Annotated in this window: 16 protein-coding genes; all 16 read left to right on the top strand. The window is 42.8% G+C overall.

Annotated elements, in window-relative coordinates; genetic code table 11:
- Positions 1–5: 5 nt before the first annotated feature.
- The 16 genes from spoVAC to J2S07_RS01180 all read left to right on the top strand — a co-directional run bounded on the left by spoVAC (position 6) and on the right by J2S07_RS01180 (position 14,330).
- Positions 6–476, top strand: coding sequence for a stage V sporulation protein AC (gene spoVAC / locus J2S07_RS01105; protein ID WP_307148548.1), 471 nt, complete (start codon positions 6–8; stop codon positions 474–476).
- Positions 476–1,489: a stage V sporulation protein AD gene (gene spoVAD, locus J2S07_RS01110; RefSeq protein ID WP_307148549.1), complete on the top strand. Its 1,014-nt coding sequence runs from the start codon at positions 476–478 to the stop codon at positions 1,487–1,489. The genes spoVAC and spoVAD overlap by 1 nt, the downstream gene beginning before the upstream one ends.
- A gap of 79 nt (positions 1,490–1,568) precedes the next feature.
- Positions 1,569–1,925, top strand: coding sequence for a stage V sporulation protein AE (spoVAE, locus tag J2S07_RS01115; RefSeq protein ID WP_307148550.1), 357 nt, complete (start codon positions 1,569–1,571; stop codon positions 1,923–1,925).
- 152 nt (positions 1,926–2,077) lie between these two features.
- Complete coding sequence (locus J2S07_RS01120) at positions 2,078–2,212, top strand: YjcZ family sporulation protein (RefSeq protein WP_307148551.1); 135 nt, start codon at positions 2,078–2,080, stop codon at positions 2,210–2,212.
- Between the two features lie 183 nt (positions 2,213–2,395).
- On the top strand, positions 2,396–3,601 hold the full coding sequence (locus tag J2S07_RS01125; protein ID WP_307148552.1) for an acyl-CoA dehydrogenase: 1,206 nt from the start codon (positions 2,396–2,398) through the stop codon (positions 3,599–3,601).
- 74 nt (positions 3,602–3,675) lie between these two features.
- A complete protein-coding gene (locus J2S07_RS01130; protein ID WP_307148553.1) occupies positions 3,676–4,449 on the top strand; it encodes an SDR family oxidoreductase in 774 nt (257 codons plus the stop codon).
- Positions 4,439–5,194, top strand: coding sequence for an SDR family NAD(P)-dependent oxidoreductase (locus J2S07_RS01135; protein ID WP_307148554.1), 756 nt, complete (start codon positions 4,439–4,441; stop codon positions 5,192–5,194). The genes J2S07_RS01130 and J2S07_RS01135 overlap by 11 nt, the downstream gene beginning before the upstream one ends.
- A gap of 68 nt (positions 5,195–5,262) precedes the next feature.
- Positions 5,263–6,876 carry a long-chain-fatty-acid--CoA ligase gene (locus tag J2S07_RS01140; protein WP_307148555.1) on the top strand — a complete coding sequence of 538 codons (1,614 nt, stop codon included), beginning with the start codon at positions 5,263–5,265 and terminating at the stop codon, positions 6,874–6,876.
- Positions 6,877–6,958: 82 nt separating this feature from the next.
- Complete coding sequence (locus tag J2S07_RS01145) at positions 6,959–7,519, top strand: TetR/AcrR family transcriptional regulator (protein WP_307148556.1); 561 nt, start codon at positions 6,959–6,961, stop codon at positions 7,517–7,519.
- Positions 7,520–7,564: 45 nt separating this feature from the next.
- On the top strand, positions 7,565–8,626 hold the full coding sequence (locus J2S07_RS01150) for a phosphotransferase family protein (protein ID WP_307148557.1): 1,062 nt from the start codon (positions 7,565–7,567) through the stop codon (positions 8,624–8,626).
- A gap of 14 nt (positions 8,627–8,640) precedes the next feature.
- Positions 8,641–9,396, top strand: coding sequence for a 2-phosphosulfolactate phosphatase (locus J2S07_RS01155; RefSeq protein WP_307148558.1), 756 nt, complete (start codon positions 8,641–8,643; stop codon positions 9,394–9,396).
- Positions 9,397–9,422: 26 nt separating this feature from the next.
- Complete coding sequence (locus J2S07_RS01160) at positions 9,423–10,199, top strand: SDR family NAD(P)-dependent oxidoreductase (protein ID WP_307148559.1); 777 nt, start codon at positions 9,423–9,425, stop codon at positions 10,197–10,199.
- Between the two features lie 19 nt (positions 10,200–10,218).
- A complete protein-coding gene (locus J2S07_RS01165) occupies positions 10,219–11,193 on the top strand; it encodes a quinone oxidoreductase family protein (protein WP_307148560.1) in 975 nt (324 codons plus the stop codon).
- A gap of 192 nt (positions 11,194–11,385) precedes the next feature.
- Positions 11,386–11,640 (top strand): sporulation-specific transcription regulator SpoVIF, encoded by a 255-nt coding sequence (gene spoVIF / locus J2S07_RS01170; RefSeq protein WP_307148561.1) that lies wholly within the window; start codon positions 11,386–11,388, stop codon positions 11,638–11,640.
- Between the two features lie 385 nt (positions 11,641–12,025).
- Positions 12,026–13,528, top strand: a complete 1,503-nt coding sequence (locus J2S07_RS01175; protein ID WP_307148562.1) for a malate:quinone oxidoreductase — start codon at positions 12,026–12,028, stop codon at positions 13,526–13,528.
- Between the two features lie 427 nt (positions 13,529–13,955).
- Positions 13,956–14,330 carry a GntR family transcriptional regulator gene (locus J2S07_RS01180; RefSeq protein WP_307148563.1) on the top strand — a complete coding sequence of 125 codons (375 nt, stop codon included), beginning with the start codon at positions 13,956–13,958 and terminating at the stop codon, positions 14,328–14,330.
- The last annotated feature ends 6 nt before the right edge of the window (positions 14,331–14,336 follow it).

A 14,336-nucleotide genomic window follows, 5' to 3' on the forward strand; every position in this document is an offset into this window, starting at 1 on the left:
CATCAATGGGGAATAACAACCGGACACAAAAGGAAAAACAATATCAATCACTGGAAAAGAAGTACGAAACGAAACGCCCCGTGCTTAAGAACTGTTTGAAAGCATTCCTAGTAGGTGGGCTCTTTTGTCTAGTAGGACAAGCGATTACATATTTCTATATTTATTTCTTTAATTTTACGGAGCAAACAGCTGGAAATCCAACAGTTGCGACGATGGTGTTTATTTCAATGCTCCTAACTGGGTTTGGTGTCTATGATCATATTGGTCAATTCGCAGGGGCAGGAAGTGCGGTTCCTGTGACAGGCTTCGGAAATGCGGTCATTTCGGCTGCCATTGAACATCGAACAGAAGGGTTTGTTCTTGGAGTCGGTGGCAATATGTTTAAGCTAGCAGGTTCTGTTATTCTCTTTGGGGTCTTTTCCGCCTTTATTGTCGCGCTGATTAAGACACTTCTCATTCAATGGGGGGTTATTTAATGCTGATTGGAAAGCAATCGTGGACGTTTCCTAATAAGCCTGTCATTACGGCTACTGGGGTATCAGGTGGTCCCTTCGAAGCAAAAGGGAAGCTGTCAAAGGATTTTGATATTCTTCACGAGGATTTATGGATGGGACAGGATTCATATGAAAAAGCCCAAAGGGTATTAATGGAAGAGGCAGCACAGACAGCATTGGAAAAAGCGAATATGAAAAAGGACGAAGTACAGTTTTTAATAGCAGGAGATTTAATCAATCAGATTACACCGACTACGTTCTCAGCGAAAACACTCGAAATGCCGTATGTAGGAATTTTTGGAGCCTGTTCCACCTCAATGGAAGGCCTCGCCCTTGCCTCCTTTATCGTTAATTATCAGGGAGCAAACTACATATTAACCGGTTCTTCGAGCCATAATGCAGCGAATGAAAAGCAATTCCGCTATCCAACTGAATATGGGGGACAGAAGCCTCCTACGGCTCAATGGTCTGTAACAGGAGCTGGTGCGGCGCTCGTTAAAGCAAATCAGAATGAAAAAGGGGTGCCCGTTACGACGTCCGCGACGATCGGAAAGGTGGTTGATCTGGGGTTAACAGACCCATTTAATATGGGGGGAGCGATGGCACCGGCTGCAGCCGATACGATTGTCGCCCATTTTAAAGATTTGAAATTGGAGCCTTCCTACTATGATTTGATTATCACAGGCGATCTCGCGAAGATCGGGCGGGACGTTACATATGAATTGCTGCAAAAGGAAGGGCTTCAAATCGAGCGGGAAAAATTCCAGGATTGTGGTCTCATGATTTATAATGATGACCAGCCTGTACAGGCAGGGGCCAGTGGTGCAGGATGCTCTGCGGCTGTGGTCTATGGTCATATTCTCAATCAAATGAAACAAGGGGTTTACAAGAGAATTCTCGTTGTGGCTACTGGTGCTCTACTATCGCCGTTGACTTACCAGCAGAAAGAGAGTATTCCTTGTATCGCTCACGCTGTTTCGATAGAAATGGTGTAGGAGGAAATATTCTTTCTATTTATTGTTAAATAGCAACAAAGTTTGAGAAGAGAGCTTCAATTTGAAGGAGTGAAATGGAATGCTACCGATGTTTTTTTGGGCCTTTGTTGTTGGGGGTGTAATTTGTGTGATTGGCCAGCTGCTCTTTGATGTGGCAAAATTGACACCTGGCCATACATTAAGCCTGCTTGTCGTTCTTGGGGCAGTCCTTGATGGATTTGGGTTGTACGAGCCATTAGCGGATTTTGCGGGTGCAGGTGCTACCGTACCGATAACAAACTTTGGGAATACACTTGTTCATGGTGCTTTACAGGAAGCCGATCAGCATGGTCTCATCGGTGTTCTAACTGGAATGTTTGAGGTAACGAGTTCGGGAATCTCTGCTGCTATAGTTTTTGCTTTCATCGGTGCGCTTCTTTTTAAGCCGAAAGGTTAGGAGCGTCGTCTAGTAGTTGTTTTCAGTTTGAGAAAAGAGCCTTAAGAAACGAGCTTATTATGTGCAATTGCGGAATCTAAAGTTGAGCCTATACAAATTTTGTCCAACCCTCATATGTTACTAGTGACACCATTAAAGTGAGGTGACATTGTATGGGCTGCGGATTTGGAGGCTATGGCGGTTACGGTTATGGCGGAGGCGGCGGTTATTATGGAGGTTCAACCTTTGTACTAATCGTTGTATTATTCATCCTGTTAATTATTGTCGGCGCTAGCTTCTATTATTAATACGAATTAACAGATGGAGGAAATGTCGTTTTCTGTTTGGAGAACGGCATTTCTTTTTTTTGGTGAATAATATTTTGTAGAATAATTAGAATTTTATGAATAGTGGTTGTATTTGTTAATCAAGGGAGTGTATACTGAAGAAGATAACATACTAACTGGTTAGTTAGTGGGAGGAGGATTGGCATGAATTTTTCTTATTCACCGAAGGTTCAAGAGCTTCAAGAGAGATTAAATGGGTTCATGGATAAATACATTTATCCGAATGAGAAGCTGTATGGGAAGCAGGTCGAGGAAAATAATCGCTGGAATGGTGTCCCCCCAATTATGGAAGAGCTTAAGCAGAAGGCGAAGGAGGAAGGGCTTTGGAATTTATTTTTACCTGATAGTGAATTTGGGGCAGGCTTAACAAATACGGAATATGCACCGTTATGTGAAATCATGGGACGTTCTTTAATTGCTCCGGAGGTGTTTAATTGTAGTGCACCGGATACAGGCAATATGGAAGTACTTGTTCGATACGGCTCCGAGAAGCAGAAGGAACAGTGGTTGAAGCCGTTACTGAACGGGGAAATTCGCTCCTGTTTTTCAATGACGGAACCGGATGTTGCTTCTTCAGATGCGACGAATATTGAAGCAAGCATAGTCAGAGACGGGGATGAATATGTCATTAATGGCCGCAAATGGTGGTCCTCTGGAGCTGGAGATCCGCGATGCAAAATTGCTATTGTCATGGGCAAGACCAATCCTGAAGCCCATCGTCATGAGCAGCAGGCGATGATTTTGGTTCCCCTTGATACTCTAGGTGTAACGATCGAGCGGATGCTCCCAGTCTTTGGTTATGACCATGCACCCCATGGACATGCGGAAATTACATATGATAATGTTCGTGTGCCTGTTGATAATATCATTTGGGGAGAAGGAAAAGGTTTTGCTATTGCACAGGGGCGCCTTGGGCCAGGAAGAATCCATCATTGTATGAGATTAATCGGAGCAGCAGAGAGAGCACTTGAGGAATTATGTAAGCGTGTTCAAACGAGGGTTGCATTTGGAAAGCCGCTTTCAAATCAAGGGGTTGTAATGGAATGGATAGCAGATTCACGAATTGAAATTGAGCAAGCAAGACTTCTGACATTAAAAGCAGCCTATATGATGGACACGGTTGGTAATAAGGAAGCGAAGTCGGAAATTGCCATGATTAAAGTGGTGGCTCCAAATATGGCGCTGCGAGTCATTGACCGAGCGATCCAAGCATTTGGTGGAGCAGGAGTCAGTGATGATTTTACGCTGGCGGCACAATGGGCGAATTCTCGTACATTAAGGCTTGCTGACGGACCGGATGAGGTTCATCGGGCGCAGGTGGCGAAGTTAGAATTAAGGAAATACCGCTGAGTTTGGGTTTCGCAAATAAGCGCAAAAAACGATCAATTTTTCTAGAAAAAAGTGAACAAAAGGATGGATGAAGGATGCACGTTCATGAACTTTTCGACTTAAAGGGGAAAACAGCCATCGTAACAGGTGGCGGAAGAGGCCTTGGAGAGCAAATTGCGGCAGGTTTTGCGGAAGCGGGGGCCAATGTCGTCTTATGCTCTCGGAAGGTGGAGGCTTGTCAGGAGGTTGCAGCGAAATTAGAGGAGCTTGGGGTTCAAACACTCGCCCTCAAATGTGATATTTCAAAGCCTGAGGAAATACAAAATGTCGTTGACGAAACGATTAAGCATTTTGGACAAATTGATATTCTTGTAAACAATAGCGGTGCAACTTGGGGAGCGCCAGTCGTTGATATGCCGCTTGAGGCGTGGCAAAAGGTCATCGATGTCAACGTAACGGGAACCTTCCTTATGAGCCAGGCTGTAGGGAAGCAGATGATCAAGCAGAAATCAGGAAAAATCATTAACATTGCCTCAGTTGCTGGATTAGGCGGTACCGATCCACGTGTTATGGACACGATTGGCTACAACACAAGCAAAGGAGCAGTGCTTACTTTTACAAAGGATTTGGCAGTGAAATGGGGTCCCTATAATATTCATGTTAATGCGATTGCCCCGGGCTTTTTCCCAACAAAAATGTCGAAGGTGCTGATTGAAAGAGGAAAAGACCCACTTCTAGATGGAACGCCTTTACGTAGATTTGGTAGTGATAATGATCTTAAAGGTGTGGCTCTATTTCTTGCGTCAAAGGCTTCTGACTTTGTAACCGGGGATGTCATTATCGTTGATGGTGGAACCCATGCAAGATAGAAAGAGATTACAGGATAAGGTGGCAATTGTTACAGGTGGTGGTAGCGGCATCGGACGCGCAACGGCAATGCTTTTTTCTGAGAATGGTGCCAAGGTTGTCGTGGCAGATGTCGATGTCGAGGGTGGAGAGGAAACCGTTCGCCAACTGAATAACCAAGCGCTCTTTGTCAAAACAAATGTCGCAAGCTCAGATGAGATGAAGCTGCTTATTCAGAAGACTATCAATCAGTTTGGTACAATCGATATTCTCGTCAATAATGCAGGAATTGGCAACTCAGAAGTCAGGAGCATGGATTTAAGCGAGGAGGAATGGGATCGGGTCATCGATGTCAATTTAAAAAGTGTATTTCTTGGCATGAAATTTGCGGCACCAGAAATGATCAAGAAGGGCTCCGGCGCTATCGTTAACACTGCTAGTTTACTAGGGTTAAAGGGTCAAAAATATACCTCAGCCTATAATGCTTCTAAGGGAGGTGTCGTCATCCTCACGAAAAATGCCGCCTTAGAATACGGCAAATTTGGAATCCGTGTTAACGCTGTAGCACCAGGGGTTATTGATACGAAAATCATCGAGGGCTGGAGGCAAAATGAGCGAAAATGGCCGATTATATCTCGCGCAAATGCATTAGGTAGAATCGGGACTCCAATGGAAGTGGCGCAGGCTATTCTATTTCTAGCATCAGATGAAGCATCTTTCATAACAGGTGCAACCCTTTCTGTTGATGGTGGAGGTCATACGTTTTAAATTTCACATGAATCAACCATTTCATGAAGGAACTGTCCGAATATTTTTATCAATTTGGAGGGATTTGTATGAGTTCAAAGAAAACTTGGTTAGCCCATTACCCAGATTCGATTGCAAAAGAAATTGAAATTCCCAATAAGTCATTACCACAAATGCTTCTAGAGACTACTACAAATTATCCTCAAAATAACGCATTATCCTTTTTTGGCAGAAAATTCACCTACCAGGAACTAACAAAAGCAGCTCATGGATTTGCCTCGGTCCTCCAAAAGAAAGGGGTTCAAAAGGGAGATAGAGTGGCGATAATGTTGCCGAACTGTCCACAATATGTCATCGCTTACTACGGAATTCTAATCGCAGGTGGCATTGTCACCCAGGTCAATCCAATGTTAGTGGAGAGGGAAATCGAGCATATTCTCAATGACTCCGGTGCTGAGACCCTGATCGTATTTGATGCAGTGTACCCACGTGTGAAGAGTGTCCAAGCGAACTCAAGCTTAAGCACCATCGTTGTGGTGAGCCTTCAGCCATCCGAGCAAACGATGGAAGACTATTCGTTTGAGGTATTCATGGCAGAGGCTACTGGAGCACCAATTCCGGTGGAAATTGATCCAGAGCATGATGTTGCGGTGCTCCAATATACTGGTGGGACAACAGGGCGCTCAAAAGGGGCGATGCTTACCCATCGAAACCTGTACGCCAATGTGTTACAGTCCTACGAATTTTTCAAGGAAAAAACGAACTTTGGAAAGGATAAATTCTTAACAGTTATTCCATTGTTCCACGTGTTTGGCATGACGGCTTGTATGAATTTGGGGATTTTTACTGCGGCGGAGTCCATTCTGCTTCCACGCTTCGAGCTGGAGGAGGTTTTACAGACGATAAAAAATGAACAGCCTACCCATTTCCCAGGGGTACCAACGATGTATGTCGCCATCACCAATCATCCAAAGGCAGAGGAATATGGAATTAATTCGATCAAAACCTGTAACAGCGGTAGTGCACCAATGCCGGTTGAGCTGATGAGACAATTTGAAGGGAAAACAGGGGCAAAGATTCTCGAAGGCTATGGATTATCTGAAGCGGCGCCAGTTACTCATTGTAATCCTATTTTTGCTGAGAGAAAGCCAGGAAGTGTTGGAATTGGTTATCCTTCAACAGACTATAAGATCGTCGACTTAGGTAACGGTACTGAAGAGGTTCCTGTTGGTGAGCTAGGTGAACTCATCATCAAAGGGCCACAGGTGATGAAGGGCTACTGGAATATGCCAGAAGAAACCGCAATTACCCTTCGTGATGGTTGGCTCTATACAGGGGATATTGCCAGAGTCGACGAGGATGGTTATCTGTATATCGTCGATCGGAAAAAGGATTTAATCATTGCGAGCGGCTATAACATTTATCCGCGTGATGTTGAAGAGGTCATCTATGAGCATCCAGCTGTACAGGAAGCGGTTGTCATTGGGGTACCGGATCCATATCGTGGGGAAACGGTAAAGGCTTATGTGGTTCTAAAGGCTGGCAAGGAAATATCCGAAGAGGAACTGATTGAATACTGCCGCAAAAATATGGCGGCCTATAAGGTGCCAAGAATGATTGAATTTAGAGATGAACTGCCTAAGACAAATGTTGGAAAAATCCTCCGTCGTGCATTAAGAGAGGAAGCAGCCAATTTAAGCTAGTTTGCAAGAAAGGAGGGAGCACTTTCCTCCTTTCTTACTCACATCATTTTTACAACATTAGCAGGATTGCGAGGATTGACAGGTGAAGGAAAAAATTACTGCGGTTGGCATCAGCTTATTCGAGAAAAAGGGTTTTACCGAAACATCCATCCAGGATATTGTAGATGCCCTCGGCGTGACGAAGGGCACCTTTTATTATTATTTTTCCAGTAAAGAAGAGCTCTTAATGGACATTCATCTTCAATATATTGATGACATTTTAGCGATTCAAGAAAAAATCCTGGCAGATAAAAATAAAGATAATAAAACAAAGCTATTCGATATTGTCTATATGCTAATTAGCCATATCAAAAGCAAGCGTTCAAGTGCGAAGATTTTCTTTCGTGAAATGCAAAATTTGAGTGAGGAAAGGCTGGAAGAAATCATTCCGAAGAGGGACCGGTTTCGACTAAACATTGAAAACGTTGTTAGAGATGGGATTCGAAAGGAAGAGTTTCGCTCTAACCTAAACGCCTCCATTGTCACTTTCGGCATCCTTGGAATTGCCAATTGGAGCTACAATTGGTTCAACCCGGAAGGAAATCTATCGGATTTCGAGGTGTCTGAGATTTTTGTTGACATGATTTTGAGAGGGATTCAGTAATTTTACGTCTTGTCTCATAAAGATAACATGATAGGATGTGATAAAATGACTAAACCACTTGATACGATACCCGTAAGAAGGGGAGAAGAGCTCAATTTAGTGAAGCTACGGACCTTTTTGCAGAAGAACGTTGAGGATTTGCCTGATGAATCATTGGAGGTTTTGCAGTTCTCGGCAGGACATTCAAATTTGACCTACCAATTAAAGGTAGGGGAGTGGGAGGCTGTCCTGAGACGGCCGCCGCTTGGACCAGTTGCTCCGAAGGCCCATGATATGGAGAGAGAATTCAAAATTATTTCCGAAATCCAGCCTCTCTTTTCTCCTGCACCAAGGCCCATTTTATTTTCCGATGATGAATCAATTGTGGGGGCACCCTTTTTCCTGATGGAGAGAAAGCGTGGAGTTGTTATTGATTCCTCTTTTCCAGATGGGGTGGAAGCTCCCCCGGAAATTTGTAACCAGCTATCTCATATCATGGTTGAGAATCTAGTAAACCTCCACTCTATTGACTATACAAAAACAGGGCTCATAGCAATTAGTAAGCCTGAGGGATTTCTCGAACGGCAGGTCCACGGATGGATTTCAAGATACCAACGTGCCAAAACAGATGAGCTAAAAGAAGCGGAGCATGTGATGAAGTGGTTGGCTGAACACATCCCTACACAGAAGTATGCCACGGTTATTCATTATGATTATAAATTCAATAATGCCATGTTTAATGATGACCTTAATCAAATGGTTGGACTGTTTGATTGGGAAATGACAACGGTAGGGGACCCATTAGCGGATCTCGGGGTCGCATTAAGCTATTGGAATCAGCCGGATGATCCCGAATTACTGCGATCGGGATTAGGAAGTTCTGCTATCACGGTCATGGACGGTTTTATTAGCAGAAAAGAGTTTATCGAACTTTATGGAGAAAAGAGTGGCAGAGATGTCACAGATATGAATTTTTATATGACATTTGCTTATTTCAAACTTGCTGCCATTGTTCAGCAAATCTATTATCGTTATAAAATGGGGCAAACCCAGGATGAGCGTTTTTCGCAATTTAATTCTTATGTAAAAAGCTTAATGACACATAGCAGCCATACAGTTGCAATATAAATAGAGGTGGGGAAATGACAAAAGTTCATCTTCTCGTCAAGAAGGAAGATATTGATGAAGAAAAAATAGGTGAGGGGAATAAAATCGCAGTTGTTCTCGATGTCCTGCTTGCGACAACTACGATAACCTCTGCTTTACATGATGGAGCTAGTGGGGTAATCCCTGTGATGGATGCGCAGGAAGCGATGGAGATCAGCAGGGAGCATGTTCAAGGCAGCTATCTTCTTGCAGGTGAAGTGCAGGCAAAACCGATTGAAGGATTTGTCTATCCCAGTCCAAAGGTGATTCGTGAATCCATTTCTGGCAAGACACTCATCCTATCCACTACAAATGGCACAGTTGCACTAAGGAAATCCTCCCGTGCGAAGGCTGTATATGTAACTTGTCTATTAAATAACGCTTATGTAGCTGATAGAGTGGTTCGTGTTGCAGAGGAAGATGACACGATCCTTGTCATTTGCTCTGGAAATTCGGGACAGTTTAGCTTGGAGGATTTCTATGGTGCCGGGCATTTTATTTCCTGTCTGCTTGAAGGAAAGCGGAAGGCAGAGCTATCGGATGGTGCCAGAGCTGCTCTATTATTCTATGAAGGGAATCGAGACCGTGCTTATTCCATTCTTTCTGCTTCTTACGTCGGGAAGCTGTTTGAACAGCATGACTTGCAGGGGGAGCTATCTTTTACCTGTCAAATAGGCTCGGTCCCCATTATTCCGATTCTAAAAGGAAGAAAAGTCGTCGTAGAATCAAAGGTTCCACATTATAGGGAATAAAAAAAACGTTATGAGAGGTGAGGATATTGAGATTTTCGCAGAATATTGCACTTATCACTGGTGCAGGAAGTGGAATTGGCAAGGCCACAGCGATTCGGCTGGCGGACGAAGGAGCAAAGGTGATTCTTGTTGGGCGAACGAAGTCCAAATTGGAGGCAGTGGCAACCGAGATTAATCGCACAAAACGAATTCCGATGGCTGAGATTTTTCAAGCGGATGTTTCGGATGAGGAGGATGTCAAGGAATTAGCGGAATACGTAAACATCCATTTCGGCGATCTTCATATCCTCATTAACAATGCGGGTGGTTCAAAGCACTCCAAAATATTAGAAACGACCGGAAAGGACTGGGATTATGTGCAAAATGCCAATCTGAGAAGTGTCTTTCTCGTTTCTAAAATGCTCGGCCGTTTAATGGTGAAAAAGGCGCAAGAGGAACATGGAGAACATGGGCGGGCGATCGTCAATGTGGCCTCCCTATCAGGTCATCAGGCTGGCGCCCATATTCCTCATTATAGTGCTGCCAAAGCAGGAGTGATTAATTTTACAAGGGCACTCGCACTTGAGCTTGCTCCTTATAAAGTCCGTGTCAATTCAATTTCACCGGGGTTCATCGAGACACCGCTGACGGAAAATGGCCTTCAAAATGAAAGGTTTGTAAAAGCAATTGAGCGCAATACCGCCTTAGGAAGAGTAGGAAAAGTCGAAGAAATTGCCAATGTCATTGCCTTTGTCGCCTCGGATGAAGCCTCATATATGACAGGAATCGACGTGCTTGTAGATGGTGGTTGGCTGATAAAGTAGAAACCAGGAGGAACTAAAAGTGAAAGCAATTCAATTTATCGAATATGGCGGGCCAGAGGTATTAAAGCTTGTGGAGCTTGAAAGGCCAACGCCAAAGGACTATGAAGTGTTAATCGAAATTAAAGCGATCGGTGTAAATTATGCCGATACTGCAAGAAGAGAAGGGCAGTATGTAGTGCCAACTAAACTTCCATTCATTCCAGGAGCAGAAATTGCTGGGGTGATCACAGCTGTCGGTGACAAAGTGACAAAGGTGGTACCTGGCACCCGTGTGGTCACTCTCATTGAATCAGGGGGCTACGCCGAATTTGCTCTTGCCGATGAACGCTCCGTTATCCCGCTTAGCGACCATTTATCCTTTGATATGGCTGTGGCTTTGCCTCTTCAAGGCTTGAGTGCCTACCATATTCTCAAAACTATGGGACGCTTGGAGAGCGGGGAGACAGTCCTTGTCCATGCGGCGGCAGGTGGGGTGGGCTCGCTTGCTGTCCAACTTGCAAAAATTTTCGGGGCTGGCAAGGTCATCGCGACGGCAAGCTCTGAAGAAAAACTGCAGCTTGCCGGTGAACTAGGAGCCGATGTGTTGGTGGATTACACGAAGGAAGGATGGGAGGAGGAGGTTCTTCAAGCAACTGACGGCAGGGGTGTAAATGTTGCACTAGAAATGGCAGGTGGAGAGATTTTCAATAAAACACTGAAATGCCTAGCGACAAACGGTAGACTCGTCATCTATGGAGTAGCAAGTGGGCAGCAAAGCAGGTTCTACCCATCCTCTTTAATGGCAAGAAACCAATCAGTCATTGGCTTCTTTTTGCCACAAATTATGAGAAAAAGAGAGCTCCTACAATCTAGCTTAGAAGAGCTATTCACCTATTTGGCAGATGGAAGGCTCAAATTAACCATTGGAGACGTGTTTGAGCTTGGGGAAGCTGCCCAGGTACACGAGCTGATGCAATCACGAAAAACAAAGGGGAAATTAATTCTCGTTCCATAGGTTGAATCATTTCTCTGCCTGTTGGGGTAACTATCTCAGTGTATTCGCCTTTCCTTTTGCTATTAAATCACCATTTTAAGATCCCTTCATAAACTGTAATTAGCTTAATCAATCCATTTTGATGGCGAGGGAGTACGAAGATCTTAAAAGGTTTTCGATTTATTAGCTTAAAAAGGAGGCGCACTTCGACTGATGGATAATCAATTCTTTAAGAATATTGAAAAAAAGACAGGTGTGAATATGAAGGATGTCTTTGATTTAGCCAATTCCTTACAGGGGGCTAATTTCAAGGATGAAAGAACGGTACGGAATGTCATTAGACGAGTATCCCAAATTGCCAATAGACCCGTTAATAAAGAATTGGAGGACAAAATTGTCCAATCGATCGTAAACGACGGAAAACAGCTTGATTTTAATACGATTGCCCAAATGCTTAATAAGAAGTAAATAATCAAACGAAATGGTCGGTATTAGGGCCATTTCAGTAAACAAATCCGTACGAAAATTGCCTGTTAAAAAAAGTCGCTCAGTACCATGTTGAGCGGCTTTTTTCTATGTTTGTAGATTAACCATAGAGGAAACCATGTTATATTCCTATAAGAGTCTATCAGTTTAATAATTTGCTATCACATGATGATTTCTTACTTTTGAACTGATTCAAAAATATTTATAATTATCGTATAATAAAGAACGTAGTTATTTAAATCTATTAAAAATTGTATTACACTATGATAGGGGTATAATTGAGTCAGAAAAGATGTGTGTCAAAGTGGCTCCTTATGGTGTTCTGCCTACATCATTTCTGAAAATTCAGGGGAAAAGGTTGGTTAATATGAACAACAGGGAAACAAAATCAGATGTCATTCTAATTGGCGCTGGAATCATGAGTGCTACCTTGGGGACAATTTTGAAGGAACTAGTGCCGGAATGGGAAATTAAAGTATTTGAGAAGCTGTCAAGTGCAGGGGAGGAAAGCTCTAACGAATGGAATAATGCGGGAACGGGCCATGCGGCACTTTGTGAGCTTAACTACACGGTCGAGAAGCCAGATGGAACTGTTGATATTAGCAAAGCTATAAATATTAATGAACAGTTTCAGGAATCCATGCAGTTTTGGTCTTATCTGGTAAAAAGTAATTTAATAGAAAATCCACACGATTTTATCATGCCATTGCCTCATATGAGTTTTGTTCAAGGAGAAGAAAATGTCAATTTTTTGAGGAAGCGTTTTAAAGCGCTATCAAATAATCCTTTATTCCAAGGGATGGAATTTTCTGATGATCCAGAGAAACTAAAGGAATGGATCCCGCTCATTATGCAAAATCGGGATCTACATGAGCCAATTGCAGCCACGAAAATTGATACTGGAACAGATGTCAATTTTGGGGCTTTAACTCGTATGTTGTTTGAACATTTAACGAATAAGGATGTAGATATCCATTATAAGCATTGTGTTGAGGATATTAAGCGGACAAGCGATGGTCTATGGGAATTAAAAGTAAAGGATTTAGTGAATGGAGCAGTGGAACGTCACACGGCTAAATTTGTCTTTATCGGTGGCGGCGGAGGAAGCCTACATTTACTGCAAAAATCTGGGATTCCTGAAGGGAAACATATTGGAGGGTTTCCTGTCAGTGGAATCTTCATGGTGTGTAAAAATCCAGATGTAGTAGAGCAGCATCATGCAAAGGTTTACGGAAAAGCGAAGGTGGGGGCACCACCTATGTCTGTTCCACATTTGGATACAAGATATATTGACAATAAAAAGTCACTATTATTTGGACCTTTTGCCGGCTTTTCACCAAAGTTCCTAAAAACGGGCTCGATGTTTGATTTAGTGGCTTCTGTGAAACCGAATAATATATTAACGATGCTGGCAGCAGGTGCAAAGGAAATGTCCTTAACCAAATACCTTATTCAACAGGTCATGCTATCGAAGGAACAGCGTATGGAAGAGCTGCGTGAGTTCATACCAAATGCTAAGAGCGAGGATTGGGATTTGGTCATAGCAGGACAACGTGTGCAAGTGATTAAGGATACCGAAGCTGGGGGCAAGGGTACGCTTCAATTTGGTACGGAAGTCATTACTGCTACAGATGGCTCGATTGCAGCCCTTTTAGGTGCTTCACCTGGTGCTTCTACTGCTGTTCATGTGATGCTGGAGGTTATCAATAGATGCTTCCCGCAGTATATCAAAGAATGGGAACCGAAAATTAAAGAAATGATCCCTTCTTATGGTGTTTCTTTACTGGACAACCCAAGTCTCTTGCGAGAGGTTCATTCTTCAACTGCCGAAATACTTGGCTTAGTTGAAAAAGAACTGGTCCTTATTTAAGACTACTATAAATATAATTGACTCAGATGGTTTCCCAATCCTTATCTTGGGGAACCATTTTGCTTTTTAAATAAGAGAAATCTTTAGGAAAGGAAGGTACGAAAATTAGCTTGACATGAAAATTTTTAACAAAAATGAATTTTCATGTTGACATAGAAAGTGTATTAACCATATAATACAAACAAGATGTATTAAATAGTTAATACACATTATGGATACACTTTAAGTGTGGTATTTTTTTGCACTATCTGTATTAATCCTATAATACATCAAGTTTTTTTGTACACTATGTATTAAGCGGGTAATACAGATTATATTTTGCTTTAGTTGTATGAACCTTTTAATACAGAATTATTTTTTGCTCTTTGTGTATGAACCTATTAGTACGGAATAAGGAGAATCACATTTTTAATTAGGAGTTGGGTCTATGGATATCAAGTATAACAATCGGGATCCTGTTTATGTTCAAGTGATTCGGCATTTTAAAGAGAAAATTGCAACGGGTTTGTATGGACCAGGGGAAGAAATACCATCTAGAAGGGAACTAGCCAATCAATTGAAGATTAATCCGAATACTGCGCAACGGGCGTATAAAGAAATGGAGGAACAAGGATTGATTTTTACAGAGGGAAATTTGCCCAGTCGAATAACAAAGGATGAGCTCGTGTTGGCACAAGTACGAGAGGAACTGATTTTGGAGGCCGTTGATGCGTTTGTCGATTCTGTTCGCTCCATCAATGTTCCGCTCGCAGAGGTTTTGAATTTAGTCGAGAAAAAGTATAACAAAGAAGGCCAGGAATAGGAGGGG

The sequence above is a fragment of the Anoxybacillus andreesenii genome (assembly GCF_030813005.1).
Lineage (GTDB): Bacteria > Bacillota > Bacilli > Bacillales > Cytobacillaceae > Robertmurraya > Robertmurraya andreesenii.

Excerpts from the sequence above, each read along its gene's own strand:
- spoVAD (WP_307148549.1), top strand. The coding sequence starts at position 476 with ATGCTGATTGGAAAGCAATCGTGGACGTTTCCTAATAAGCCTGTCATT.
- J2S07_RS01140 (WP_307148555.1), top strand. The coding sequence starts at position 5,263 with ATGAGTTCAAAGAAAACTTGGTTAGCCCATTACCCAGATTCGATTGCA.
- J2S07_RS01120 (WP_307148551.1), top strand. The coding sequence starts at position 2,078 with ATGGGCTGCGGATTTGGAGGCTATGGCGGTTACGGTTATGGCGGAGGC.
- J2S07_RS01135 (WP_307148554.1), top strand. The coding sequence starts at position 4,439 with ATGCAAGATAGAAAGAGATTACAGGATAAGGTGGCAATTGTTACAGGT.
- J2S07_RS01180 (WP_307148563.1), top strand. The coding sequence starts at position 13,956 with ATGGATATCAAGTATAACAATCGGGATCCTGTTTATGTTCAAGTGATT.
- spoVIF (WP_307148561.1), top strand. The coding sequence starts at position 11,386 with ATGGATAATCAATTCTTTAAGAATATTGAAAAAAAGACAGGTGTGAAT.
- spoVAE (WP_307148550.1), top strand. The coding sequence starts at position 1,569 with ATGCTACCGATGTTTTTTTGGGCCTTTGTTGTTGGGGGTGTAATTTGT.
- J2S07_RS01125 (WP_307148552.1), top strand. The coding sequence starts at position 2,396 with ATGAATTTTTCTTATTCACCGAAGGTTCAAGAGCTTCAAGAGAGATTA.
- J2S07_RS01155 (WP_307148558.1), top strand. The coding sequence starts at position 8,641 with ATGACAAAAGTTCATCTTCTCGTCAAGAAGGAAGATATTGATGAAGAA.
- J2S07_RS01130 (WP_307148553.1), top strand. The coding sequence starts at position 3,676 with ATGCACGTTCATGAACTTTTCGACTTAAAGGGGAAAACAGCCATCGTA.
- J2S07_RS01175 (WP_307148562.1), top strand. The coding sequence starts at position 12,026 with ATGAACAACAGGGAAACAAAATCAGATGTCATTCTAATTGGCGCTGGA.
- J2S07_RS01150 (WP_307148557.1), top strand. The coding sequence starts at position 7,565 with ATGACTAAACCACTTGATACGATACCCGTAAGAAGGGGAGAAGAGCTC.
- spoVAC (WP_307148548.1), top strand. The coding sequence starts at position 6 with ATGGGGAATAACAACCGGACACAAAAGGAAAAACAATATCAATCACTG.